At 66.7% G+C, this 25,147-nt stretch carries 26 protein-coding genes; 15 read left to right on the top strand and 11 right to left on the bottom strand.

Annotated features, from left to right (window positions below):
- Window positions 1–77 precede the first annotated feature (77 nt).
- Window positions 78–1,769 carry a DEAD/DEAH box helicase gene (locus MKK62_RS13025; RefSeq protein WP_240260693.1) on the top strand — a complete coding sequence of 564 codons (1,692 nt, stop codon included), beginning with the start codon at window positions 78–80 and terminating at the stop codon, window positions 1,767–1,769.
- Here the strand turns inward: MKK62_RS13025 and MKK62_RS13020 are convergent.
- Together MKK62_RS13020 and MKK62_RS13015 are read right to left on the bottom strand one after the other, a co-directional pair.
- Entirely contained in the window at window positions 1,766–3,241 is a 1,476-nt protein-coding gene (locus MKK62_RS13020; RefSeq protein ID WP_240260694.1) for a PH domain-containing protein, read from the bottom strand. The genes MKK62_RS13025 and MKK62_RS13020 overlap by 4 nt on opposite strands.
- A gap of 61 nt (window positions 3,242–3,302) precedes the next feature.
- Window positions 3,303–3,779 (bottom strand): PH domain-containing protein, encoded by a 477-nt coding sequence (locus tag MKK62_RS13015; RefSeq protein WP_240260695.1) that lies wholly within the window; start codon window positions 3,777–3,779, stop codon window positions 3,303–3,305.
- 87 nt (window positions 3,780–3,866) lie between these two features.
- Between MKK62_RS13015 and MKK62_RS13010 the strand changes: the two genes are divergently transcribed.
- The 4 genes from MKK62_RS13010 to MKK62_RS12995 are packed head-to-tail and all read left to right on the top strand — an operon-like array spanning window position 3,867 to window position 8,543.
- Entirely contained in the window at window positions 3,867–4,790 is a 924-nt protein-coding gene (locus MKK62_RS13010) for an SDR family NAD(P)-dependent oxidoreductase (protein WP_240260696.1), read from the top strand.
- Between the two features lie 29 nt (window positions 4,791–4,819).
- On the top strand, window positions 4,820–5,533 hold the full coding sequence (locus MKK62_RS13005) for a phosphatidylserine decarboxylase (protein WP_434085063.1): 714 nt from the start codon (window positions 4,820–4,822) through the stop codon (window positions 5,531–5,533).
- Entirely contained in the window at window positions 5,533–6,393 is an 861-nt protein-coding gene (locus MKK62_RS13000) for a CDP-alcohol phosphatidyltransferase family protein (RefSeq protein ID WP_240264172.1), read from the top strand. The genes MKK62_RS13005 and MKK62_RS13000 overlap by 1 nt, the downstream gene beginning before the upstream one ends.
- The gene (locus tag MKK62_RS12995) at window positions 6,390–8,543 is read left to right on the top strand and encodes an AAA family ATPase (protein WP_240260697.1); all 2,154 of its coding nucleotides are present in this window, start codon (window positions 6,390–6,392) and stop codon (window positions 8,541–8,543) included. Before MKK62_RS13000 ends, MKK62_RS12995 begins: the two co-directional genes overlap by 4 nt.
- Here MKK62_RS12995 and MKK62_RS12990 read toward each other — a convergent pair.
- From MKK62_RS12990 to MKK62_RS12980, 3 genes are all read right to left on the bottom strand, one after another.
- Window positions 8,540–9,298 (bottom strand): class I SAM-dependent methyltransferase, encoded by a 759-nt coding sequence (locus MKK62_RS12990; RefSeq protein WP_240260698.1) that lies wholly within the window; start codon window positions 9,296–9,298, stop codon window positions 8,540–8,542. The genes MKK62_RS12995 and MKK62_RS12990 overlap by 4 nt on opposite strands.
- Window positions 9,295–10,245, bottom strand: a complete 951-nt coding sequence (locus tag MKK62_RS12985; protein ID WP_240264173.1) for a methylenetetrahydrofolate reductase — start codon at window positions 10,243–10,245, stop codon at window positions 9,295–9,297. Before MKK62_RS12985 ends, MKK62_RS12990 begins: the two co-directional genes overlap by 4 nt.
- A 109-nt stretch (window positions 10,246–10,354) precedes the next feature.
- Window positions 10,355–10,960: a TetR/AcrR family transcriptional regulator gene (locus MKK62_RS12980; protein ID WP_240260699.1), complete on the bottom strand. Its 606-nt coding sequence runs from the start codon at window positions 10,958–10,960 to the stop codon at window positions 10,355–10,357.
- A gap of 427 nt (window positions 10,961–11,387) precedes the next feature.
- On the opposite strand from MKK62_RS12980, the gene istA reads away from it, so the two are divergent.
- From istA to MKK62_RS12960, 4 genes are all read left to right on the top strand, one after another.
- On the top strand, window positions 11,388–12,905 hold the full coding sequence (gene istA, locus MKK62_RS12975; protein ID WP_240258325.1) for an IS21 family transposase: 1,518 nt from the start codon (window positions 11,388–11,390) through the stop codon (window positions 12,903–12,905).
- Window positions 12,906–12,952: 47 nt separating this feature from the next.
- Window positions 12,953–13,678 carry an ATP-binding protein gene (locus tag MKK62_RS12970; protein ID WP_240263800.1) on the top strand — a complete coding sequence of 242 codons (726 nt, stop codon included), beginning with the start codon at window positions 12,953–12,955 and terminating at the stop codon, window positions 13,676–13,678.
- A gap of 94 nt (window positions 13,679–13,772) precedes the next feature.
- On the top strand, window positions 13,773–14,471 hold the full coding sequence (locus MKK62_RS12965; RefSeq protein WP_240260700.1) for a maleylpyruvate isomerase family mycothiol-dependent enzyme: 699 nt from the start codon (window positions 13,773–13,775) through the stop codon (window positions 14,469–14,471).
- Between the two features lie 119 nt (window positions 14,472–14,590).
- Complete coding sequence (locus MKK62_RS12960) at window positions 14,591–15,484, top strand: SAM-dependent methyltransferase (protein WP_240260701.1); 894 nt, start codon at window positions 14,591–14,593, stop codon at window positions 15,482–15,484.
- On the opposite strand, the gene MKK62_RS12955 is transcribed toward MKK62_RS12960, so the two are convergent.
- Genes MKK62_RS12955 through sodC form a run of 3 tightly spaced genes read right to left on the bottom strand, consistent with a single transcriptional unit; the run spans window position 15,469 to window position 17,952 of the window.
- Window positions 15,469–16,119, bottom strand: a complete 651-nt coding sequence (locus MKK62_RS12955) for an LON peptidase substrate-binding domain-containing protein (protein WP_240260702.1) — start codon at window positions 16,117–16,119, stop codon at window positions 15,469–15,471. The genes MKK62_RS12960 and MKK62_RS12955 overlap by 16 nt on opposite strands.
- The gene (locus MKK62_RS12950) at window positions 16,119–17,228 is read right to left on the bottom strand and encodes a glutamate--cysteine ligase (RefSeq protein ID WP_434085085.1); all 1,110 of its coding nucleotides are present in this window, start codon (window positions 17,226–17,228) and stop codon (window positions 16,119–16,121) included. The genes MKK62_RS12955 and MKK62_RS12950 overlap by 1 nt, the downstream gene beginning before the upstream one ends.
- A 25-nt stretch (window positions 17,229–17,253) precedes the next feature.
- Window positions 17,254–17,952, bottom strand: a complete 699-nt coding sequence (gene sodC / locus MKK62_RS12945) for a superoxide dismutase[Cu-Zn] (RefSeq protein WP_434085062.1) — start codon at window positions 17,950–17,952, stop codon at window positions 17,254–17,256.
- A gap of 166 nt (window positions 17,953–18,118) precedes the next feature.
- Here sodC and MKK62_RS12940 point away from each other — a divergent pair, with 166 nt between their 5' ends.
- On the top strand, window positions 18,119–19,612 hold the full coding sequence (locus MKK62_RS12940; RefSeq protein ID WP_240260704.1) for an HNH endonuclease signature motif containing protein: 1,494 nt from the start codon (window positions 18,119–18,121) through the stop codon (window positions 19,610–19,612).
- Window positions 19,613–19,628: 16 nt separating this feature from the next.
- Here the strand turns inward: MKK62_RS12940 and MKK62_RS12935 are convergent, their stop codons facing one another.
- Complete coding sequence (locus MKK62_RS12935; protein WP_240260705.1) at window positions 19,629–20,936, bottom strand: adenylate/guanylate cyclase domain-containing protein; 1,308 nt, start codon at window positions 20,934–20,936, stop codon at window positions 19,629–19,631.
- A gap of 247 nt (window positions 20,937–21,183) precedes the next feature.
- On the opposite strand from MKK62_RS12935, the gene MKK62_RS12930 reads away from it, so the two are divergent.
- Window positions 21,184–21,426 carry a hypothetical protein gene (locus MKK62_RS12930; protein WP_240260706.1) on the top strand — a complete coding sequence of 81 codons (243 nt, stop codon included), beginning with the start codon at window positions 21,184–21,186 and terminating at the stop codon, window positions 21,424–21,426.
- Window positions 21,427–21,431: 5 nt separating this feature from the next.
- Here the strand turns inward: MKK62_RS12930 and MKK62_RS12925 are convergent, their stop codons facing one another.
- Together MKK62_RS12925 and napA are read right to left on the bottom strand one after the other, a co-directional pair.
- Window positions 21,432–21,896 carry a LytR C-terminal domain-containing protein gene (locus MKK62_RS12925; RefSeq protein WP_240260707.1) on the bottom strand — a complete coding sequence of 155 codons (465 nt, stop codon included), beginning with the start codon at window positions 21,894–21,896 and terminating at the stop codon, window positions 21,432–21,434.
- A 64-nt stretch (window positions 21,897–21,960) separates the two neighbouring features.
- Complete coding sequence (gene napA / locus MKK62_RS12920) at window positions 21,961–22,269, bottom strand: nucleoid-associated protein NapA (protein ID WP_240260708.1); 309 nt, start codon at window positions 22,267–22,269, stop codon at window positions 21,961–21,963.
- Between the two features lie 163 nt (window positions 22,270–22,432).
- Between napA and MKK62_RS12915 the strand changes: the two genes are divergently transcribed.
- The 4 genes from MKK62_RS12915 to MKK62_RS12900 all read left to right on the top strand — a co-directional run bounded on the left by MKK62_RS12915 (window position 22,433) and on the right by MKK62_RS12900 (window position 25,119).
- Window positions 22,433–23,026: a peptide deformylase gene (locus MKK62_RS12915; RefSeq protein WP_240260709.1), complete on the top strand. Its 594-nt coding sequence runs from the start codon at window positions 22,433–22,435 to the stop codon at window positions 23,024–23,026.
- Window positions 23,026–23,748 carry a GNAT family N-acetyltransferase, cg3035/Rv0428c family gene (locus MKK62_RS12910; RefSeq protein ID WP_240260710.1) on the top strand — a complete coding sequence of 241 codons (723 nt, stop codon included), beginning with the start codon at window positions 23,026–23,028 and terminating at the stop codon, window positions 23,746–23,748. Before MKK62_RS12915 ends, MKK62_RS12910 begins: the two co-directional genes overlap by 1 nt.
- Before the next feature lie 22 nt (window positions 23,749–23,770).
- Window positions 23,771–24,583, top strand: coding sequence for an exodeoxyribonuclease III (locus tag MKK62_RS12905; RefSeq protein WP_240264175.1), 813 nt, complete (start codon window positions 23,771–23,773; stop codon window positions 24,581–24,583).
- Between the two features lie 101 nt (window positions 24,584–24,684).
- On the top strand, window positions 24,685–25,119 hold the full coding sequence (locus MKK62_RS12900; protein WP_240260711.1) for a hypothetical protein: 435 nt from the start codon (window positions 24,685–24,687) through the stop codon (window positions 25,117–25,119).
- Window positions 25,120–25,147: the final 28 nt, after the last annotated feature.

The raw sequence follows: 25,147 nt of genomic DNA, 5'->3' as shown, positions 1-25,147 counted from the left end.
ACTCGCCGCCGCCCTGCGAAGATGCATGGCCCGATGTCCTTGCCCTAGACTGCATCTCGATCAGATTGGAGTCTCGGGTGCGGGCAGTTGAAGCGCCCAGCACCCGGGCTTTGCGGGGCTGGCAGCGTCGAGCCTTGGTGCGTTATCTGAGCGCCAAACCGCGCGATTACCTGCTGGTCGCTACCCCCGGCGCAGGCAAGACCGCATTTGCCCTGCGGATTGCCGGGGAGTTGCTGGCGGACCGCACCATCGAGGCCATCACCGTCGTCGTTCCCACCGAACACCTCAAGGTGCAGTGGGCCTCGGCCGCCGCGATCGACGGCATCGCCCTCGATCCCAAGTTCAGCAACAGCGCGGCGCACACCTCCGCCGAGTATCACGGTGTAGTCGTCACCTACGCGCAGGTGGCCAGCCACCCGACCCGGCACCGGGTGCGCACCGAGGGCCGGCGCACGCTCGTCATCTTCGACGAGATCCACCACGGCGGCGAGGCCAAGAGTTGGGGTGACGCCCTCCTGGAAGCGTTCGGTGACGCCACCCGGCGGCTGGCGCTGACCGGCACGCCGTTCCGCAGCGACGACTCACCGATCCCCTTCGTGCGCTACGAACCGGACGCCGCGGGCGTGCTGCGGTCGCAAGCCGACCACACCTACGACTACACCGACGCACTCGCCGACGGCGTGGTGCGCCCGGTGGTGTTCATGGCCTACTCCGGTGAGACGCGGTGGCGCGACAGCGCCGGCGCCGAGTACTCGGCCCGGCTCGGCGAACCGGCCAGCGCTGAACACACCGCGCGGGCCTGGCGTACCGCGCTGGACCCGGCCGGCGAGTGGATGCCCGCGGTCGTCACCGCGGCCGACACCCGGCTTCGGCAGCTGCGCGCCGGCGGGGTACCGGACGCCGGCGGCATGGTGATCGCATCCGATCAGCAAGCCGCCCGCGCGTATGCCGTTCTGTTGAAACGGATTACCGGCGAAGAGCCGACCGTGGTGCTGTCGGATGATCCGGGCGCGTCGAAGCGCATCGCGCAGTTCTCCGCGGCAGATAGCCGCTGGCTGGTCGCGGTGCGGATGGTGTCCGAGGGTGTCGACGTGCCGCGGCTCGCGGTCGGCGTCTACGCCACCAGCGCCTCGACGCCGTTGTTCTTCGCTCAGGCCATCGGCCGGTTCGTCCGGTCGCGACGGCCCGGTGAGACCGCGAGCGTCTTCCTGCCGTCGGTGCCGTCCCTGCTCCTGCTGGCCAGCGAGCTGGAGGCACAGCGCAATCACGTTCTCGGCCAACCACATCGAGAGAAAGAGATCGACGAACTGGCCGAGGCGCAACGGCGCCAGGACGAGCCCTCGGAGAACGACAACAAGTTCGAATCGCTCGGCGCCGACGCCGAACTCGACCAGGTGATCTTCGACGGCTCGTCGTTCGGCACCGCGACGCCCGCCGGCAGCGACGAGGAGGCCGATTACCTCGGCATCCCGGGACTGCTGGACGCCGGGCAGATGCGAGAGTTGTTGCGGCGCCAGCAAGAAGAGCAGTTCGACCGTCGTAGCCGTGACAGCGCCGCGACGGCCGAGCCGGTCACTCGGCACGGCCAACTGCGCGAACTTCGTCGCGAGCTGAACGCGCTGGTGTCAGCGGCCCACTATCGACTTGGCAAGCCGCACGGCTGGATTCACAACGAACTTCGTCGGCTGTGCGGCGGCCCGCCGGTTGCCGCGGCGACCAGCGAACAACTCGCGGCCCGCATCATCGCGGTGCGCGGGCTGACCGCCTAGGAACCTGTGCGGGCCCAGATGCTGTCGGCCACCCACGGCGACGCCTGCGCCGCGATCGCCCACACCTCGTCGTCCGGGACGTCGATCAGCGGGTAGCGCTTGACCCCGGCGGCGGTGGCCGCCACCAGCGTCGCGACATTGGCCCGGCGCTGAAACGGCGTCTGGCGGACCGTCCAGCTGATCACGCCCGCCGTCGCAATGCAGTCGCGGCGCCGCTCGACACTGCCCGACCGCATCACCAGCCAGCCGTCGTCAACCCGATGCCCGAGCGCGCCGATTCGGTCGACCGCCAGCAGCGCACACCATGCCGTCACTGCAATCCAGGCGGGCCAAACCCATACCGGCACAGTGCCTTTCGTGCCCAATGCCGCTGCCAGCAGCAAGCCGATGCCGGCCAGCACTGGCAACCCGAGTGCACGGGTCCATCGCCGGGTCGCGGCCCGACGGCCGTGGCCACGCAGCGGCCCGGCCACCACCTCTTGATCGCCGATTAACTCGGTCAGCACCGACTCCGCGGTGGCCGCCGGACACGGGGGCAGCAACACCGACGCCTCACCGGCCCCGTGTACCCCGGTCATCACCGCATCCAACCGCGCGCCGCCGAATAGCCGCACCAACAGCGGTTGCCGTAGCGTGCCGCCGCGCAGCCTGCTCATGTCATAGGAACGCTCGCGCAACCGCAGCAGACCGTGCCGCAGGTGCAGCACGTCGGCCTGGCGGACAAGCACCAGGTTCCCCCAGGTGAGCAGCGACCGCAACACCGCGAGCAACACCGACGCCAGCAGGATGACGCCGCCGATCACCGCGACCGCGGTCACCGTCCCGAGCTTGTGGGCCGCGTCGATTCCCGACTCGACGATCCGCGAATGTTGTAGCGGCCCAACGAAACCGCTCTCGTAGACCACGCCGGCCGCGGCAGCCAGCGACAGCAGACCAGAGACGCTCAACGGCGAATACCGCAGCCACGCCGGCTGCCAGCGGGCCAAGACACCCGACGTTTCGGAGGGTTCGTCCTCGTGGGCCTGGGCCGTGTCGGCCAGCAGGATGGCCTTCAACCGTGGCACCTGGCCGGCCTCGACGGCGTTCAATTCGAAGACGCCGGAACCGCTGCCGCCCTTGGCCTCCTGACCGGTGCTCACCCGCACCACCGCCAGGCCCATCAGCCGGTGCAGCAGCCCGGCGTCGCTGCTTACCGAACGAATCCTGTTCAGTGGCAACGACAAAACCTTGCGCTGCAGCAAGCCGGTCCGCAGCTGCAGTTGGCCGGCGTCGATGCGATAACTGGTGGTCACCCAGCGGGCCACCCCGATCACGACGGTGTAGGCCACAACGCCGACCGTCCACAGTTGGTTGCCGGTCGTCGTGCCGACCACGATCGCGCCGATCAAAAACGGCAGTTCGCGCAGCAGTTCGTACACCGGGTGGACGAGCAGCATCCTGGGACTCAGTCGCTGCCAATCGGCTGTGTTCATCGGTGCCGCTCCTCAACATTGGCGCCGCTACTGCGGCGCGTGGTCGAGTCACCGGCACAACTCACGTGGCATCCTCGACGCCGATCGCGGCGACGTCGGTCAGTTGTGCGACCAGCCGATCGGCGACGTCGTTGTCAAGCGCCACGATGTGCACCGCTCCAGACGACGAGGCGGTCGTGACCGTGACATTCGCCAGTCCGAACAACCGATCGAGCGGGCCGCGGTAGGTATCGACGGTCTGCACCCGCGAGATCGGCGCGATCCGGCGTTCCTGTACCAGCCATCCGGTGCGGGTGAACACCGCCTGGGGACCGAGCTCCCAACGATGCACGCGGTAGCGCCAGACCGGCACGAGGGCCGTCGACACCACCAGACCGAGCGCCGTCGCGGCACCGATCACGATGTGCAGCCACGGCATTCGCGTGTCGAATTCCAGCCAGACGACCTGAGCAACGGCCAGCAACAGCCACGGAATGACGCCACCGACCGCCCATCGCAACGGCGCCCGCCGGCTGGGCAGATGCGCGGGATCAACCATGTCCACGCCTTCAGAGGATGCCACCGCCGCAAGAACGAATCGCACCGACACGGCGACACCGCAGTCTGATGGGTATCGTCGTTCCCGATGAGTTCCGAGGGCACGTGGACCACCGGCGACATACCCGACCAGCGCGGACGGGTAGCCATTGTCACCGGCGCAAATACCGGCCTCGGCTACCACACCGCCGCGGCCCTCGCACAGGCCGGAGCGCACGTCGTCCTCGCGGTGCGCAACCTGGAGAAGGGCAACCTGGCGCTGGCACGCATCGTCGCCGCCAACCCCGGTGCCGACGTGACGTTGCAGGAACTCGACCTCAGCTCATTGGATTCGGTGCGCGCCGCCGCGGCCGCGCTACGCGAGACGTATGCGCGAGTCGACCTGCTGATCAACAACGCCGGCGTGATGTGGACGCCCAAACAGCTCACCGCCGACGGCTTCGAGATGCAGTTCGGCACCAACCATTTGGGCCATTTCGCGCTGACCGGCCTGCTGCTGGGCAACCTGCTGCCGGTACGCGGATCGAGGGTGGTGACCGTCAGCAGCAACGGCCACCGGCTGCGTGCGGCAATCCACTTCGACGATCTGCAGTGGGAACACAGCTACGACCGGTACGCCGCCTACGGCCAGTCGAAGTTGGCCAATCTGCTCTTCACCTACGAGTTGCAGCGACGATTGGCGCAGCATGACCAGAACACCATTGCCGTCGCGGCGCACCCCGGCGCGTCCAGCACGGAGCTGGGCCGCAGCGTGCCGGGGTGGGCGAAGCCGCTGTTCACGGTGGCCGGCGCGGTCTTCTTCCAGGGCGCGGCGATGGGCGCGCTTCCGACGCTGCGCGCCGCTACCGACCCGGACGTCGTTGGGGCCCAGTACTACGGACCCGACGGGTTGGGCGAGATGCGCGGCCACCCGAAGCTGGTGTCGTCGAGCGCGCAGTCTCATGACGAGGCCCTGCAGCAACGGCTGTGGGCGGTCTCCGAGGAACTGACCGGCGTCACGTATCCGGTCTGACGGCGATTCGGGCTCCGTAAGATAACCGCGTGGCACGACGTCCCCGCTCGACGGCCGAGAACCCGACGATCAGCCCGCAGCACATCTTCATGCTGCTGCGGGAGACCGTACCACCCGTGCATCCCGCCGGGCTGCCATTCATTTCGGCCGGTCTGGGTCTTGCTCTGGTCGGTCGCCGCTCCCGCTGGCTGCGACGGACGGGCCTGCTGGCCGCTGGCGCGTGCGCGGGCTTTTTCCGGCACCCGCCGCGGGTTCCACCCACGCGGCCCGGCATTGTCGTCGCGCCCGCCGACGGCCAGGTGTGCCTGATCGAGTCGGCCGCCCCGCCTCCCGAACTGGAGATGGGCGACGCCGAGATGCTGCGGGTCAGCATTTTCCTGTCGGTGTTCGACGCGCACGTGCAACGAGCGCCGGTGAGCGGCGAAGTGGTCGACGTGCTGCACCGGCCGGGCCTGTTCGGATCGGCCGATCTTCCGGTGGCCAGCGACAGCAACGAACGCAACAGCGTGCGGATCCGTACCCCCGACGGGGTGGACATTGTGGCCGTGCAGATCGCCGGGCTGGTGGCCCGGCGCATCGTCTGCAATGTTCGGACGGGCGACAAGCTTTCGATCGGCGACACCTACGGCCTGATTAGGTTCGGGTCGCGGCTGGACACCTACCTGCCCGCCGGTTCCGGGCTGGCGGTCAGCGTCGGACAGCGGGCGGTGGCCGGCGAGACGGTGTTGGCCGAGTTGCCGTGATCACGACCAAGCCGCGCGGCAGACGGAACGTTCCCCTGCGCATCCTGCCCAGCTCGATGAGCGTGCTGGCGATCTGCGCGGGGCTGACCTCGATCCGGTTCGCGCTGGAAGGCCAGGCGTATGTGGCGATCGCGTTGATCGCCGCGGCCGCCATCCTCGACGGGCTCGACGGCCGGGTGGCCCGCGCGCTGGACGCCGAGTCGCGGATGGGCGAGGAGATCGACTCGTTGGCCGACGCCGTCAATTTCGGGGTGGCCCCGGCGGTGGTCATGTACGTGTCGATGTTGCCCGGCCAGCCGGCCGGCTGGGTCGTGGTGATGCTGTACGCGGTCTCAATTGTGTTGCGGCTGGCGAGATTCAATGCACTACTCGATGACGTCACCCAGCCGCTGTTCGCGCGGGAGTTCTTCGTCGGCGTTCCGGCGCCGGCGGGTGCGATCTGCGCGCTCGGCCCGCTGGCCGCCAAGCTGCAGTTCGGCTCGGGCTGGTGGACGTCACCGTGGTTTGTCTGCGCCTGGATGGTGGCCTGCTCCATGCTGCTGGTGAGCCGAATCCCGATGCGCAAGATGCACGCGGTCTCCGTGCCGCCGAACCTGGCCGCGCTGCTGCTGGCCGGGCTGACCATCGTCGCGGCCGCCGCGTTCCTGTTTCCCTACATCCTGATCATGGTGGTGATCGCGGCCTACCTCTGCTACATCCCGTTCTCCGTCCGCAGCTACCACTGGCTCGCCGCGCACCCTGAAGCCTGGGGTGAAAAGCCCAAGCAGCGGCGTGCGACCCGGCGCGCGATTCGCCGAGCACAGCCCAGCCGGCGATCGGTCGCACGGCTTGGTCTACGCCGGCCGACCGGCCGCACATGACCTCTCCGGCTCGGCTGACCCTGACCGCGCGGTTGAACACCTCTGCCGTCGACTCTCGGCGAGGGGTTGTCCGGCTGCATCCCAATGCGATTGCTGCGCTGGGCATTCGGGAGTGGGACGCGGTGTCGCTCACCGGCTCGCGCACCACCACCGCGGTGGCCGGGATGGCCGGCCCGCAGGTACCGGTCGGCACCGTGCTACTCGACGACGTGACGCTGTCCAACGCCGGGCTGAGCGAGGACGCAGCCGTCATCGTCACCGCGGCGACCGTGTACGGCGCGCGGTCGGTGACGCTCAGCGGCTCTGCCCTCGCCTCCCAATCCCTGCCGTCGGGGACCTTGCGCCAGGCGTTGCTGGGCAAGGTGTTGACCGTCGGCGACGCGGTATCGCTACTGCCCCGGGACTTGGGGCCGGGCACCTCGACGTCGAGCGCGACGCGTGCGCTGGCCTCCGCGGTGGGCATCAGCTGGACGTCGGAGCTGTTGACGGTCACCGGTGTCGACCCGGCCGGACCGGTAAGTGTGCAACCGAATTCGTTGGTGACGTGGGGCAACGGTGTCGTAGCCGGCCCGGTCGAAGCACCGGCCACCGTGCCGGCACCGCAGCTCACCGTCGGCGACCTCAAAGGCGTCAGCACTCAGGCGGCCAAGTTGACCGAGTGGCTGAAACTGGCGCTCGACGAGCCGCACCTTCTCCAAACGCTCGGCGCCACAACCAATTTGGGTGTCCTGATTTCGGGACCTGCCGGTGTCGGCAAGACGGCGCTGGTGCGGGCGGTGTGCGTGGGACGTCGGCTGGTCGAACTCGACAGTCCCGAGGTCGGCGCGCTGGCCGCCGACGACCGTCTGCAGCGGGTCACCGAGTCGGTGGCCAAGGTGCGCAACGGCGGCGGAGTGCTGCTGATCGCCGACATCGACGCGTTGCTTCCCGCCGATGCCGAACCGGTTGCGACGCTGATCCTTTCGGAGCTGCGCAAAGCGGTTGCCGCCGAACGTGTCGCGGTGATCGTCACGTCGTCGGTGCCAGAGAACCTCGACCCGCGATTGCGCGCCCCCGACCTCTGCGACCGGGAACTGGTGCTCAGCCTGCCCGATGCACCCACCCGTGCCGCGCTGCTGCAGAGCCTGCTGGCCCGGGTACCCACCGACGGCCTCGACCTCGATGAAATCGCCGAGCGCACACCAGGTTTCGTCGTCGCCGATCTGGCCGCACTGGTCCGCGAGGCCGCACTGCGCGCCGCCGCCCGCGCCAGCGCCGACGGCAACTCACCCACCCTCACCCAGGCCGATCTGGTCGGCGCGCTCAGCGTGATCCGGCCGCTGTCACGCTCGGCCGCTGTGGAAGTCTCGGTCGGCTCGATCACACTCGACGACGTCGGCGACATGGCCGAGACCAAACAGGCGTTGACCGAAGCGGTGTTGTGGCCATTGCAGCATCCCGACACCTTCGCCCGGCTCGGCGTGCAGCCGCCGCGCGGCGTCCTGCTGTACGGGCCACCGGGCTGCGGCAAGACCTTCGTGGTCCGCGCGCTGGCCAGCACCGGGCGGTTGTCGGTGCACGCCGTCAAAGGCTCTGAGCTGATGGACAAGTGGGTCGGCTCCTCAGAAAAGGCGGTGCGCGAATTGTTCGGGCGCGCCCGCGATTCCGCTCCGTCGCTGGTGTTCCTCGACGAGGTCGACGCGCTGGCCCCGCGGCGCGGCCAGAGCTTCGACTCCGGCGTCACCGACCGGGTGGTAGCGGCGCTGCTCACCGAACTCGACGGCATCGAGCCGATGCGTGACGTGGTGGTGGTCGGCGCGACCAACCGGCCCGACCTCATCGATCCGGGTCTGCTGCGGCCCGGCCGGCTGGAGAAGCTCGTGTTCGTCGAGCCGCCCGATGCGCACGCGCGAGCGGCCATCCTGCAGGCAGCCGGCAGGTCGATACCGCTGCACGACGTCGACCTCGATGCCTTGGCCGCCGACCTGGACGGCTACAGTGCCGCCGACTGTGTGGCGCTGCTGCGCGAGGCCGCGCTCACCGCGATGCGGCGATCGGTCGACGCGGCGGAGATCACCGCCGAGGACGTCGCGGCCGCCCGCCAAAACGTCCACCCCTCATTGGATTCCGCGCAGCTGGCCAACCTGAGGGCGTTCGCCGCCGAACGCTAGTCGGCTCGCCGCAGCAAGAATGCGTGCGGTTCGATCACCGAGTCCTTCAACAGCTTCGCGATCCGGTCGGACTGCTCCTCGGCCACCTGCCACGCATGGTCGTCGCCGTGCCTGCGCTCCAACTCGGCCTCGACGGCCCTGACCCGCTGTTGCCACGGCTCCGGTGGCTGCCAGATGTCGCCGACGCTGCGACACGTCTCGATGCGCAGACCCGCTCGACGCACCGACTCGTCGAAGGACTCTCGGGTCGGGAAGAAGCTGTCTTCGGGCTCGCCCGGCGGTGCCGGCTCGCGGGTGATGAGGATCAGCAGCCCGATGCGGCCGGGTCGCCGCACCACGCGGCCGAGTTCACGTAACAGTTCCACCTGCGCCTCGGTCGTACACAGCACGCCGAGCGCCCAGGTCGCGTCGAACGCCTCGTCGGGAAATGGCAGCTTCGACGCGTCGGCTTGCAGCGCGGGAAAGCCGAACAGCTCACGCGACGCCGCGCAACCTCCCGCCTGTGGCTCGACCAGGATCGGCTGGACACCGCGTTGTTGGGCCGCATAGGCCGCCGGCCCACCGACGCCCGCACCGCAATCCAGCAGCGTCTCACCGGCTTTGAGATCCAGCTGGTCGATCAGCCAGTCGAGCACGTCCGGACTTCCGCTGCCGCGGCAGCCCGCCGGAATGTAGAACTCTTCACCCAGGTCCTTGGCGACCTGCGCGGTCCACTCCGCGAGTGTGTCGAACTCGGCTTCCGCCGGGTCACTCATGACGCATGCTCCCTTCGAATCCGTGCGCCGACCTCGGCTTTGATCTCCGCACCGCGCCGCGTACCGGACGCTGATGCCAAACCGGAGAGGTTGACTCCGTCGATCCCGTTGATAGCCAGCAATTCTCGCGCCTCGGTGACGGCCGCCTCGATACCCGCCTCGATCGGGTCGGCCGCATTCACCACTCCCTCGACCACTGCCGGGTCAAGTTCCAAACCCGGCAAACCCTGCAACACGGCGGCCGACACCACGTCGGTGAACACCGCGACCGCGGCCAGCACCGGCATCCGTAATCCCGCGGACCGCGCGTCGTCCATGAAGGCCGACAACGCCGGGGCTGACGACACGTGGTTGAGCACCGCCAGGCTCGCGCCGGCGCGCTGCTTCTCGACCAGCCGCGCCGCCCGCGCGTGAGTCGGCGGCGCCGTGGGAGTTTCGGGCACCGCGGCAACCATGTCGAGCGAGGCGGCAAGCGACACCAGCCGCGGCCCGTCCAAATCGAAGGTCTGCGTCACGTCGGGGCGCACGTCGTAGCCGCGGCCGTCACCGGTCACGCAGAACACCGTCGTCGCGCCCGTGAACCGAAGCCCGCGCAATTCCTGTTCCAGGACAATGCGATTGCGGTCGCGACAGGACAACGTGATCCACGGTGTGACGCCTTCGTCGAGGATCAGTTGGCTCATCAGCGTCGGAGGAAAATCGGGCCGGTTCTGGTGCTCGCCCACCAACACCGCGTCGCAACTCGAGGCGAGCGTAGCGGCGGTGGCAGCGACGTCGCCGGCGTCGAACGGCGCACAACTGAAATCGGTGAGGATCAGCGGCGCCGCGACCGGGGCCGGCTGTGCCGGGACGTCGGCCCACGGCACCGGGCGGTCGAAAGCGCAAGGCCCGGGACGCATTTCGCATTGCCCGTCGGGTTTGACACCACCGCAGGGTCCGTACAGCATGCGCTTGGGACAGTCGTCGTCGACCAATCATCCACCACCCGTCCCAGCCGCCGCCGGCTGCGGACCAGATACCCGCTCGCACCGGCCGAAAAACGCCTGGGCTGAGATGTCAGCTAACGCTCAACGCGTGAATGAGGCGAGTCATGACGGCGCCGGCTTCTTGGCGCGCCCGGTCATGATCGTCGGCCCGCGCCACGTAGAGGGTCGCCTCGCGCATGGCGCCGAGCATCGTCAGTGCGGTCGCTTCGACCGGCTGCGGCGGTATCCGGCCGATCTCGATGGCGCCGGCCAGCAGGTCGCGCACCAGCCCGATGTTGTAGCGGTTACCGATCTCAGTCCATCGCGCCCAGCCCAGCACAGCCGGCGCGTCGACAAGCACGATGCGTTGCACCTCTGGATCAGATGTGGCGTCCAACCAGAAATCGACGCCCAACCGCATGATGGTCACCGGGTCGGTCTGATTCGACGCGGCGATCACCTCACCCATTCGCGCGGCAAGTTCGCCCTCCACCCGTTCGAATACGGCAGCGAACAGCTCGGTCTTGTCGGCGAAGTGGTGATAAAGGGCCCCGCGGGTCACGCCCGCGGTACGCACGATCGTTTCGAGCGCGACATCGGCGAATCCGTGTGCGGCGAACAGCGATCGAGCGGCCCCGATCAGCGCCTCCTGCGTTCCGGCAGCCCGCTCGGCCTGCGTCCGACGCGTCGCATTCATCAGCTGTTGCCTTTCATACATACGGTATGTATCTTCATACATACCGTATGTAGGTTTGTGATCACCGTTCTAATTCGCCCGTCGTACCAGATAGTCCTACCAATCGGAGGGAACACCGCGATGCCCAGTTCCGCACTTGAAGCAATTGAGGCCGACCGCACGACACTGCTGACGCTGTGCCGCGACGCCGACGACTCCGTGTGGTCGAGACTGTCGGCGGACATGAAAAACTGCCCACTGGCGGACATGAAAGTGCCCGTTCGCGGCCAATAAGAACTGCCCACCGGCGGATACGAAAGTGCCCGCAGGCGGCCATGAATCTGCCCAGACCTACTTGATGTCGTTCGGCGCGTCTGCGCTGGGGCGGCCTCTCCTGCGGTTTCGATGTCGATGCCTAGTCGACCCGACAACCCCAGGAGAGACCTACTTGAAGTCTGACGGAGAACTCATGGAAATACTCAATGCCTACGACCTGACCGGGTCCTACCGCGCCGCGGCCGAGCTGTGTGGGTGCTCGCACCACACCGTGAAGAAAGCGGTCGAGGATCGCAACGCTGGGCTGCCCCCGGCCACGCGGCGGGCCCGGATGATCGATGATTGGCGCGACCTGCTGGAAACCTGGGTCGCTGATTCGAAGGGCAAGATCCGCGGCGACAAAGCCCACGACAAGCTGGTGGCGTTGGGCTACACCGGCACCGACCGCACCACCCGCCGTTCGTTGGCGGAGATCAAAGCGCAATGGCGCCTTGGCAATACACGCGTGCACCGGCCCTGGATCACCGAGCCAGGACTGTGGCTACAGTACGACTTCGCCGACGGCCCCCTTGTCGCCGGCCGCAAGATCGTGCTGCTCGTGGCGTGGCTGGCGTGGAGCCGCTACCGCGTCGTGGTGGCTTTGCGGGACCGCACCGCACCCAGTGTCTTCGCCGGCCTGGACCGCATCTTTCGCATCGTCGGTGGTGCTCCGACCTACCTGCTCACCGACAACGAGAAGACCGTCACCACTGGACACATCGCCGGAGTTCCGGTCCGCAACCGGGCCGCGGTCACCTTCGGCCGCTACTACGGCCTTTCGGTGCTGACGTGTGAACCCGCCGACCCAGCCACCAAGGGTGGGGTGGAGAACGCGGTGAAGCTCGCCAAAGCCGACATCGTGCCTACTGAGACCAACCTCCTGCCGCAGTACGACTCGTTCGCCGACGTCGAAGCCGCATGCGCCGGTTTCACCACCGAGATCAACGCCCGCGTGCACCGGATCACGGGACGCCGGCCGGCCGAGATGCTCATTCAGGAACGCCCGGCCCTGCACGCGGTTCCTGACCTGCCCCACACCGCCGCGTTGGGGGTGACCCGCCGGGTTCCCGACAACACCCCGATGGTCACCTTCGACCACTGCCAATACTCGCTGCCCGCAACTCTTCTGGGCCAGACAGTGTGGATCCGTGACCACGACGGCACCGATGAGGTGGTGATCTGCGCTCTTGATGGCGGCGGCCCGGTGGAGGTGGCGCGGCATCGCCGCGCCGCCCCCGGTAGTCCCGCCATCAACGATGACCACTTCCCTGAGCATCGGGACAAGGTGCCCGGTGATTACCGGGTGCGGGCCCGCACTGTCAGTGAGCAGACCTTCCTGGCGCTGGGGCCGGGTGCGGCGGTGTGGCTCAAAGAAGCCGCCGCCGTCGGCACCGAACGGATCCTGCAGAAGATGGCCCACGCGGTGGAACTGTCGGCGTTAACCGGCCGCGCCGATGTCGACTGGGCGCTCGGGCATGCTGGCGTGCACGGTCGCTTCGCCACCGGTGACCTTGATTCCATCCTCGCCAGCAAGGGCATGGACACCACTCGCCGCGGCGCCGACGAAGACACCTCCCTGGCGCAAGGAACCAGTGGGTGGAACTTATTCGGCCGCAACGTTATCGACGCTGACGAGGCAGGCATCGCGTGACTACCACCACGACCACCGCGTCGCTACCCGCCGACGTCGAAGCGCTGATGCGTGGGCTGCGGTTGCCGCACGCCCGCGCGATCGCCGCCGACGTGCTGGCCACTGCCCGAGCTCAACGCTGGGACCCCACCGAGGTGATCAAAGCGCTGCTGACCGAGGAGTCCGCCGGCCGGGCCCGGTCCATGCTGGCCGCCCGCCGCAAAGCCGCCGGCTTCCCGACCGGGAAGACATTCGACGTGTGGGACCCCAATGCGTCGTCGATCCCGTTACCGACCCAGCAGGCGCTACAGACCCTGGAGTGGGTGGGTCGTCGGGAGAACCTGGTGGTCTGCGGGCCCGCTGGCACCGGCAAGACGTTCTTCCTCGAAGCGTTGGGGCAGAAGGTCATCGAAGCCGGGATGCCGGTGGCGTGGTTCACCCTCGAGCAGATCGGGGTCCTGGTTCGGGCGCACCGCGCTGACGATTCGTTGGGCAAGGCCGTGGCCAAGATCGTGCGTGCCGAGCTCGTGGTGATTGACGACGTTGGACTGTTGCCCGTCGGTGCCGATGCCGCTGAAGGGCTCTACCGCATCGTCGAGGCCGCCTATGAACGGCGCTCGGTGGCGATCTCATCGAACCTGCACCCCAGTGGTTTCGATGAGCTGATGCCCAAGACGTTGGCGACTGCCACCGTGGACCGGCTGCTGCATCACGCGCACCTGTGCCAGACCAGCGGAGACTCCGTGCGGCTGGCCCAAGCCCTGCACGGGAAGGGAGTCAAACCCTTGAGCTGACAACGGCCTCAACCACCGGTGGCGGACACACCCTAATGGGCAGATTCGTGTCCGCCACTGGGCAGTTCTTATTGGCCACCTACGGGCAGTTCTCATGTCCGCCCACGGGCAGTTTCAGCTGTCCATTGACACGAGACCCACCGGCTGTCCGGGGTGGACGGTGCAGGACGTGGTGTCGCATATGGCCTGCAGCTTCTGGCTTGCCGTCGACATGTCGAAGTTGCCTGACTCGACTGGCTTGAGCTCGGAACGTGCGGCTGATTTGTATGTGGGGTCCCGGCGATCGATGACTCCCAAAGAGGTGCTCACCGACTACGAGACTGCCAGCTCGCGGGGACTGGAGATCATGGCAGCCATTCAGGGCCAGGATGTCGACGTCCCGCTGGGAGACGTCGGAACGTACCCGGCCGCGATCGTGCCGACCGCCTACGCATTCGAGCACTACGTCCACATCAGATACGACCTGTTCTCACCCGACGGGCCATTCGGCGACGAACCACCGGCGTCCGACGCGTTACGGCTCGCACCAACGCTGGACTGGATCGAAGCGGCCCTCCCCCAGCAGAACCGGGAACTCCTCGACGGGCTGAACGACGCAGTCGAGGTTCGGCTCTCCAGCGTGGAAAGCCGGACGCTGACGATCGGTGGCGGCGATGTTTCCAGTCGAATCGATTGCGATGCAGCGGCGTTCGTCCGCTGGGTGACTCAGCGGGGCAGCTGGGAATCGCTGGGCATCGACGCAAAGGGCGACCCCGCCGACCTCGGGATCGCACGCCGGCTACACGTCTTCTGAGGTTTCCGCGGCCTCAGCGCAGTCCACCGCCGCACAACTGCTCGTTTTTCATTAGCCTGGTCTCCGACACCGTTGTCGTCGTATTCAGCACGGCCGAAGAAGCGAGATGGGCGATGGTCATGACACGGGCCGACGACGACAGCTGGGACATCACCGAAAGCGTCGGCGCCACGGCGCTGGGTGTGGCGATGGCCCGGGCCGCTGAAACCGATTCCGGCTGTCCGCTGTTCATCGACCGGTACGCGCAGCTGTTCGTCGACGCCGCCGTCGCGCGAGGCTGGGATTCGTCGGATGTCGGCCGGCATCTGCCGTTGGTCCAGAACTACGCTGCCGCGCGGACCAAGTGGTTCGACGAATACTTCATCGCCGCCGGGGCCAACGGCATCGACCAGGCCGTGATTCTGGCCGCGGGGCTGGATGCCCGAGCCTGGCGGCTGCCCTGGGTCAGCGGAACCACCGTGTACGAGGTCGACCAGCCGCAGGTGCTGGCGTTCAAGGCCGAGACACTGGACGCCCGAAACGCCCGCCCCACCGTCGGCTATCGCGCCGTGCCCATCGACCTGCGGGGCGATTGGCCAACGGCGTTGCGAGTAGCCGGTTTTGACCCCTCGACGCCCACCGCTTGGTCGGCCGAGGGGCTGATGCCCTACCTACCGGCGGTCGCCCAGGATCTGTTGTTCGAACGGCTCGTCGAGCTCAGCGCACCGGGCAGTCGGATCGCCGTGGAAACGTTGAGTCCGAACGCCTTCGACGCCGATTACCTGGAGCGGGGTCGTGAGTTCCTGGGCGACGGCGGGCAGGACATTCCCAGCCTGCTCTTCGCCGAAGAGCGCGCGGACCTACGACAATGGCTGACGGACCGCGACTGGTCGGTCTCGTCGATCGAGGGGCTCGACCTGATGCGGCGATACGACCGGATGCCGGACGAGCATCTGATGGATCTGGCACCACGTAGCGTCTTCATCGAGGCACGCCTGGCCGCGATGCCGCCGCTGCGTTACTGCGAGAGCTGAAATTCGATCACCGCGGCCACGGACTCCACCGCTTCGTTGAGCGCGTCCAAGCGCGCGTGCGCTGTCGGCGCGGACAATACGGAGTAACGGTCCGCGGGTCCGATCGGAATCCGAGAGGCCAACGCGTACAAGCGTTCTCCCGCGTCGGTGAAGTCAAGTCCGGAGCCGAGCACTTCCCTCCGATCGGGCACCTGCAGGTCGCGGGCGTTGGCGATCCGTTCGAACAGCCCCATCATCCGATCCTCGACCTGCTCGAGGTCCGAGGCGGTCACCGGCTCCCCCGGCTGATCGGGCCATTCCTCCACCACCGCAAGCGGATACGGGTCGTCGGGCAGCCACTCGCACACCTTGATCCGTTCGGCCGTTTCGCAGCGCAGCATGAACCGGCCCGAGCCGGCGATCTCCACACACTCGGAAATCCTGGCGACCGTGCCCACGTCGCAGCGGACGTCGTCACCGCCGACCTCTCGGCCCTGAGAGATCAGCACCGTACCGAATCGCGGGGCGTTGTCCTGCAGGCAATCTCGTACCATTTGGGCATAGCGCGGTTCGAAGACCTGCAACGGCAGCTCCTCGCCGGGCAGAAACGCCGACTGCAGCGGAAACATCGCCAAACGACCGAATTCCGATTCCATCAGATCTCCAACTCGTCGACCAAGGCATCAACGACGGCACGCAAATCTCCGTCGTGCTCCTCGGCAACCCTTCGTTGTCGTTGGTAGGACGCCCCGCGTCGCGGAATGTCGGCCACGGCAGCCAGTTCATCGGCGCAATCCAGCGACGCGGCAACGGGTTCCAGTCGAGTCAGCAGATCGTCGAGGTCGTCGGTAACCAGGCGCTCGTTGCTGTCGGCGTCGAGGATGATGATGGAGTCCAGCCCGTAACGGGCTGCGCGCCATTTGTTTTCCTGGTTGTGCCACGGCGGCATGGACGGCAGCGTTTCGCCGGCATCCAGCCGACGCTCGAGATCGACCACCAGACAGTGCGTCAACGCCACCAGCGCGCCGAGCTCGGCGATGTTGGAGACGCCGTCGCACACACGTACCTCGAGCGTCCCGTTGCGCGGCGAAGGCCGGACGTCCCAGCGCACCTCGTTGACGTCCTCGATGATTCCGGTCTTTTTCTGGTCGTGGACGAAACCCTCGAACTGCGACCACGTTTCGAACTGAAACGGCAGACCCGCGGTGGGCAGCTGTTGGAACATCATGGCCCGGTTGCTGGCGTATCCGGTGTCGTCGCCCACCCACCACGGCGACGATGCCGACAGTGCGAGCAGATGCGGATACCAATTCAGCAGAGCAGACATCACCGGCATCACCTTGTCGGGTGAGGACACCCCGACATGGACGTGCACGCCCCAGATGAGCATCTGCCGGCCCCACCACTGGGTGCGTTTGATCAGCTCCGCGTACCGCGGCGCGTCGGTCAGCTTCTGCGTCGACCAACTCGCGAACGGATGGGTGCCCGCGCCGAACAACTCCATGCCACGCTCCCGAACGATCGGCAGGACGGCCTTCAGCGTGGATCGCAGATCGTCCATCGCTTGCGCGGTGTTGTCACATACACCTGTGACGACCTCGACGGTATTGCGCAGCAATTCCTTGTGCACGTGCGGGTTTTCGCCGATCTCGGCGAATACCGCGGTGGCTTCGTTGCTCAGATCACGCGTCTGCGAGTCGACAAGCGCGAATTCCCATTCGACTCCCAGCGTCGGGCGGGGCGAGGACGCGAAGTTCACCCTGATAGCGGTACCCCTGTCCGAAAAGGAATTAACCGGTGCCAATCACGCCGCACGCCACTCGCTTGCCGGCATCGCCAGTCGACATCGTCGTCTGGTCGGGTCCGGGTGTGCCGTTGACCTGGGTGTAGCGGTTGGGCGGGATGTTGCCGAAGTTATCGGCGCCGGCGTGGATCATTATCGAGGTTCCCGGAGCCGCGAGCAGATCGGCTTTGGTGAACCCGTCAGTGGTGGTCTCGAGCAGACCGCCACCGTCCTTGCGGACCTGCAGCGAGGTCAGGTCGCCGGCGCCGTGCTGGCCGTGCGGCATGAAGTGTCCACCCGCAGAAAGGAAGTCACCGGGCTCACCGCCGTTGGGTGCCGCCGAATTGGCTTCACACTTGCCCACCGAGTGGATGTGGACGCCGTGGAAACCGGGGCTCAGCTGACCGGTCCCGGTGGTCTCGATCGTGATGGTCACGTAATTCTGGTTGAACACGAACTTCGCGGTGGCGACCTTGGCGCCCTTCGGGTCGTTTAACTGCGTGGTCAGGCTGTCGGTTCCACCCTGCTGGCCCGTTTGTTCCGCACTCGTCGGCGCTGGTGAGCCGGTCCAGATCGACGGCTGGGTGCCGGGCGACGTCGCCGGGTATTGCGGCGCCTTGCAAGCGCTCATCAGCGCGGCCGAGGCGACGACGGGCAGGACTGCAGTGGCGGCGGCGAATCTGCGGCCGCTGGCTGGCTTGAGCATGGAGAGAAGCCTATCCCGGCGACGACGCGGGTCGGAACGACCCGCAAAGGAGCGGGATCATTCAGGCACGCCGGCGACGACGCGGGTCGTTGGGGTCTCGGGGCGAACTGAGTTTCGGGGCTTGCGCGCGTTCACCGTGTCAGTGCCGCCGATTATAATAGAACACATGTTCGAGAAACGCGATCCGGTCGGCTCATCACCTGAGGTGATAGCCCGGTTCGACGAGCTCTTCGAACGGCGCCATCCAAGCACTACCCCCGAATCAGCGGCTTTGGTAGATCGGATCAGCGCGTCGTGGCGCGAGCAGAACCGCGGTGCGGCCGCAGCGCTGGTGGCTGTCGGCGACTTGTTCGCCTACCGGTTGACCCGGTGCTCCGACACTGAAGACTGGGCCGTCGACACCGAGGCGGCGGTCAGCGCCGAGGTGGCAGCCGCTCTGCGGATGAGTCAGGGCTTGGCGGCAAGCCAACTGCGCTACGCCCGGGCGATGCGCGAGCGGTTGCCGAAGTTGGCTGACGTCTTCAAAGCCGGTGACATCGACCAGCAGACGTTTGCGACCGCGGTCTATCGCACCGACCTCATCAACGACTCGCGCGTGCTCGCGACGGTCGATGAGCAGCTGGCCGTCACGGTGCCGCGGTGGCCGTCGATGACGCGCGGCCGGCTGGCTGGGCAGATCGACAAGATCGTCGCAATGGCTGATGCCGACGCCGTCCGTCGCCGCACCGAGCGGCGCGCCGAACGTGAGGTGTGGTTCGCCGATCACGGCGAAGGCTTGTCGCGAATCTACGGAAGCATGCTGACTCCCGAGGCGCACGCCCTGGAGAAGCGTCTCGACGCGTTGGCCCGCACGGTGTGCGAACACGATCCGCGTACTCACCACCAGCGCCGCGCCGACGCTCTAGGCGCTCTCGCTGCCGGCGCCGATCGGCTGACCTGTCGCTGCGAACGTGAGGACTGTGCCACCGAAAAGCAGCCTGCTGCAACGTCTGTGGTCATACACGTCATCGCCGAGCAAGCGATGGCGTCCGAAGTGTGCGCCGATGGGCTGATCGGAGCCGAACTCGTCGCCGAGCTAGCGGCGACTGCGAGATTGGCGCCGCTGGTGCATCCGCGCGATGCGGCACCCGAGCCTGGATACGTACCGTCGACAAAACTCGCTGACTTCGTGCGCTGCCGGGACATGACCTGCCGTTGGCCCGGTTGCGATCACCCAGCATTCGATTGCGATGTCGACCACACCGTCCCCTTCGCCGACGGCGGGCTGACTCACGCGTCGAACCTGAAGTGCTATTGCCGCATCCACCACCTCGTCAAGACGTTCTGGGGCTGGCGCGATCAGCAGTTGCCAGACGGCACAGTCATTCTCACCTCGCCCGCGGGCAAGACCTACGTCACCACCCCGGGCAGCGCCTTGCTCTTCCCCAGCCTGTGCGCGCCGACCGGTGAGCTTCCCAGCCCTACAGCCGTCGACGATCGCGGCGATCGGGCGTCGATGATGCCTCGGCGACACCGCACGCGTCGGCAAGATCGTGCCCGCCGAGTCGCGATCGAACGCAAACAAAACCACGCCGCCAGGCTGAGTCGACGCGGCAACCGCCCAAGTTACTTTGGCCCCAGACCGCCAAGCGACAGCGACGACGACCCACCACCGTTCTGATTGCAGGGCAATGGTTTTAGCCGGTGACGGCGTAGAGCCGCCACTCCCCAGGAACGCCCTTGAGCTCGTGGGAGCCGCGCTCCTCGAATTCCAACCCTGACCCGATCACCAGATCATGCAGCGTGCTGGACACTAACACGTCGTTCGGCCTTGCCAGCGCGCTTACCCTCGCGCCGATGTGCACGCCGATCCCGCCAATGTCATCGCCGCGCACCTCACATTCGCCCGTGTGCAATCCCGCACGCACCTCAATCCCGAGCGCCTGCAGGGCCTCGCGGATTGCCATAGCGCAGCGGATCGCTCGCTGCGGTCCGTCGAACATTGCGAGGAAGCCATCGCCCGACGTGTTCACCTCACGCCCGCGAAACCGACCGAGCTGTGAGCGAACCACGGCGTCGTGCGCGTCGAGCAGTGCACGCCAGTCGCGATCGCCTATCTCGGCCGCGCGGCGCGTCGAGTCCACAATGTCGGTAAACAACACGGTGGCAAGCACCCGATCATCGGCCACGACGGCCTGATGGCCGGTCAGGAACTCGGCCATCTCCTGAAACGACTCGCGCCAGGGTTCAACGATGTGGTGCCAGTTGCGGCCGGCTACCTCAACGTATTTGGCGTCAGGTATGTGATCGGCAATGTACCTGCCTTTCACAGATGGGACGAAAACGTTGTCGGTGTGCTGTAGAACAAGCGTCGGCACACGGACAGTCGGAAGGACCGCCCGCACATCCACTTCGAACGCGAGCGGCATGACCAGAGCAAGCGACTTAGGGCTGGCCGAGAGACGTTCCAATCGAGCCCACGCGGTCCGGATCTCCTCGTTCCACGGCATGTCTGGATTTACCACAGGTTGAAGCTCCCCCGTGCCCCACAAGCGGACCGTAGCTGCCTTGGATTCGTCTTGAACAAGTGGGGTGTCGCCCGCGTCTGCGTAGCCGTCGAGCACGACCAGCGCGGTGGTGCGGGACGGATATGTCGCTGCAAACAGTGCGGCTGTGGCGAACGCGGAGTTCGAAGCTACGAGAACCGCTTCAGTGATCCCCACATCATCGAGGACCGCAGTGATGCTGTCGGCCCATTGCTCCAAGGTCGGCAGCATGTCCATTGCGACGGGATCGGATGCCCCGGTTCCCGGTTGATCAAATATGACTAGCCGACCGAGCGATGTCGTCGCCTGTAACCAACCTTGAACGGATGACAGCTCCGGCAGCACCTCACAGTTCGTGAACCAGTTCGGAACAAGCACGATGTCGCGCTCACCCTCACGCGACGCGCGATAGGCGACGCGCAAGTCACCGTTGCGCGCATAGCGCGTCTCGGAGAACACGCCCGAAGTCTAAGCAGAGGAGCCCGTCGGGCGGTGCGCATTAGCAGCATTTGTGCTGCTCATGAAGCGTCCCTTCGAAATGTACTTAAGCCAGTTGATCCCATCATCTCTTCGGAACATTTTGGGGCTGGCACGATCAACAGTTGCCCGATGGCACAGTCACTCTCACCTCACCCGCGGGCAAGAATGACCACGGCGGCTTAACGCGACGCCTGCGACTCAGTACTCGAGACCCTACGATCTCGATATGACGACGAGAGTATGGACGACCAAGGTCGGGGCGGCCGCGGCGGCGATGGCCGCTGCTGTCATGTGGGCCGCGCCGTCGGCCTGGGCGGGCAGCGACTTCTGCAATTCGCTCCCGCCGGCCCAGATCCGCGACTGCACCTGTGGTTCCGACAACGTCCCGGGCACTCAGGAGTTCAAGGATTGCCTGCACGGCAACGCGGCGCCCAAACCGCCAGCCGAGCCGCCCGCGCCGACTCCGTAGAAACGTCAGCCGGTCGCGAGCACGATCACGCCGGGCGGCTGGTCGGCGACATCCTTGATCCGCGGCGCGACGGGCGCTTTGAGCAGCTGACCGACCGCGTCGGCAGTTTCGTGCTCACCCGGCGCATCGGTGAAGTACACCGTTGTCTTCGAGATGTCCGGCAGCGACAGATTGTCGACCTTGGTGACGTTGAACCCACCCTGCTTGAGCTGGTCGGCGGTCCGCTTCGCGACACCGGACGAGTTCGAGACGTTGAAGACGAGCACGTCTGCCTTGGGCGCCGGCTTCGCCGAGGTCGTCGACGCCGCCGCGCTGGTCTTCACGCTGGACACCGCCGAGTCGTCGTCGGTGTTACTCCCCGATCCCATGGCCTGAAACCCGACCAGCAAAAAGATGACGCCGAGGAACAACAGCACCATCACCATGGCCCGCAGCGGGAGACCGGTCGAGTCGGGAACGCGCTCATTCATCGCAGTCACTGTATCCACGAGTGCGGGAAAACCCACACCGACGCCCAGTGAGCAGGCAAAATTCTCAGGTGAGCTCGAAGCCCAGCCGTCGAGCGGCCCGCGCCTTCTGCCGGCTGGCCCGCAACCGACGAAGTCGCTTCACCAGCATGGGGTCGGCGGCCAGCGCCTCGGGTCGGTCGACCAACGCATTCAGCACTCGGTAATAAGCCGTGGCTGACATTCCGAACAAATCTTTGATGGCTTCTTCTTTGGCTCCGGCGTATTTCCACCATTGGCGCTCGAAAGCCAAAATGTCGTGTTCGCGGCGAGTCAACCCATCGGCGAGTTCAGAGTCGTCCCCCGATCGATTAGCCCGCGCCATAGCGCTGTCCATATCGCTCCTGATCCTCCAAGACCCTGCGACTCGCGAATGCCCGCTGCTCCGGCGATTATTCAACCACGTCGACAACTGTTGACCTGGAAGCCAGACCCGCGAGTCGGCCGACTAGGTGAGGTTGCCTGCCGCACCCGTTCTCCGCAACTTAAGCTTCTCGGTCATGGCAGTAGTACCTATCCGCATCGTGGGGGATCCCGTCCTGCACACTCCCACCACGCCGGTGGCCGTCGCGGCGGACGGATCACTGCCGGCGGATCTGGCGGATCTCATCACAGATCTCTACGAGACCATGGACGCCGCCTACGGGGTCGGATTGGCCGCCAACCAAATCGGCGTGAGCCTGCGCCTCTTCGTCTACGACTGCCCCGACGAGCGCGGACAGACGGCGCGCCAGCGCGGCGTGGTGATCAACCCGGTGCTGGAGACCTCCGAAGTGCCCGAGACCATGCCCGACCCGGATGACGACGACGAAGGTTGCCTGTCCGTGCCGGGCGAGTCGTTTCCGACCGGCCGGGCGAAATGGGCGAAAGTCACCGGGCTCGATGCCGACGGCAAACCGATAACCCTGGAAGGCACAGGGCTTTTCGCTCGGATGCTGCAGCACGAGACCGGCCACCTGGACGGCTTCCTCTACCTGGATCGACTGGTCGGGCGTCACGCCCGCTCGGCCAAGCGCGCGGTCAAATCGCACGGCTGGGGGGTCCCCGGACTGTCGTGGACACCCGGCGAGGGTCCGGACCCCTTCGGCCACTGATGGTTTCGTGGCCGGAACTCGGCGCCCGGGTGACGGTGCGTTACCGACGGCCCGCCGGCTCCGTCCCGCCGCTGACCGACGTGATCGGCAACGTGCTCGAGATCGGCCCGACGGTACGCATCGCGACGAACTCGGGCGAGGTCGTCGAGGTCGCCCCCGACGACGTCGTTGCGACGCGCCTGCTCAGCGATAAACCGGTGCGGGCTTCAGAGATTCGGGCGCTCGAGCACGCGGACGCGTTGGCGGTGCCCGAAGTCGAGCGGCAGTGGCTCGACGGTTGGCTGCTGCGTGCCGGGACCGACGACAGACTTGCAAGCAACTCCGCTGTGCCCCTGTCGATCTCGGCGAACCAATCGGCGATACCGGCGATCATCGACTGGTACCGGAGCCGTGACCTGGTTCCGCGACTGGCCGTGCCGGAGCGGCTGCTGCGAATCCCCGACAAGGGCGAGCACGCCAACCGGGTGATGGTGTGCGATGCCGACCCAGCCTCGGACACCGAGCAATCGGAGGCCGTCATCGCCGACGCCCCGGACGGCACCCGCTGGGTGCGTCTGGCGCGAATCGACCACAGCTGCGCAGCCCAATTGGCCTGGGGCGCGTCCCAGGGCGCCACCCGTGGCTACGTCCGGTTGGCCGAAGGCGACCGCCCGTCCGCTGAACTGGCCCGGTCGCGGGGTTTCGTGCTGCACCATCACGCGCGCTACATCACGCTCACGTAGGGTCTGGGCCATGCCCGAAGGCATCCGCCTGGCCACCTGGAACGTCAACTCCATTCGCACCCGATTGCCCCGGGTGCTGGACTGGCTGGAGCGCGGCGAGGTCGACGTGCTCGCGATGCAGGAAACGAAGTGCGCCGACGACCAGTTTCCGACCATGCCGTTTCTCGAACTCGGCTACGAGGTTGCGCACTGCGGATTCAACCAGTGGAACGGTGTGGCGATCGCGTCGCGGGTCGGCCTGGAAAACGTCGAAATCGGCTTCGACGGCCAGCCGACCTGGAGCAGCAAACCAAACGTGGCCGCCGCCGCCGAGGCGCGCGCACTGGCCGCCACCTGCGCGGGGGTGCGGGTGTGGAGTCTCTACGTGCCCAACGGCCGCACCCTGGATGATCCCCACTACACCTACAAGTTGAATTGGCTTGCCGCGCTTCGTGATACCGCGGAGGGCTGGCTGCGCGACGACCCGTCAGCCCCGATCGCCCTGGTCGGCGACTGGAACATCGCACCGACGGACGACGACGTGTGGGATGTCGACGTCTTCAAAGGATCTACCCACGTCTCCGAACCTGAACGCAAAGCGTTCGGAGCCATTCTCGATACTCAATTCACGGACGTGGTAAGGCCTTTCACGCCAGGGCCCGGCGTCTACACCTATTGGGATTACACCCAACTGCGATTCCCGAAAAAACAAGGGATGCGCATCGACTTCATCCTCGCCTCCCCCGCACTTGCAGAGCGCGTCACCGATGCCCAAATTGTCCGCGAAGAACGGAAAGGTAAAGCACCCAGCGACCATGCGCCGGTGGTGGTGGATTTGCGCGCCGGTGACGCATAGAAACTGCGCGGGCGGGTATTCATCCGCTGTTCATTTACCCATCAAGGTCATAGGATTGCGGACATTAGTTTCGGCCCTATACCGACTAACAGGGAGACATCATGGGTGTCGTTGACGGCGCCGTACGCAATGTAAGTCGAACGGTCAGCCGCGCCGCCTCAGCAACCACCGCGACCGCGGGCGCCGTCGGGGGCGCCGCGGTCAATGGCGTCGTCGGCGCCGTGACCGGCGCGGCCGCCGGCGTGCAGAAGGGTATCGACAGCGGCAGCCACTCCACCCCGGCAGCGGCGTTGACGCTGGGCGCTCTCGGCGTCGCGGGCTTGGTCGAATGGCCGATTCTGCTGGCGGTCGGCGGCGGTGCACTGCTGCTGCGACGCCTGAGCAACTCACACGACGACGGCGGGCACGTCGCCTCGGTAACGCCGGTCAAGGCGGCTCCGGCGAAGTCCACCAGTTCCGAGCGGCCACGTAAGACGCCCGCCAAGCGGACGCCGGCCCGGAAATCCAGCGGCGCCCAGTCGCGCACCCGCAGCTGATCTGAAGACAAGTAGGTAGCGTCGCGTT

The sequence above is a fragment of the Mycobacterium paraterrae genome, assembly GCF_022430545.2.
In the GTDB taxonomy this organism is placed as follows: Bacteria; Actinomycetota; Actinomycetes; order Mycobacteriales; family Mycobacteriaceae; genus Mycobacterium; species Mycobacterium paraterrae.
The sequence above is the reverse complement of the archived record's forward strand: the minus strand, read 5'-3'. Positions and strand labels throughout refer to the sequence as shown.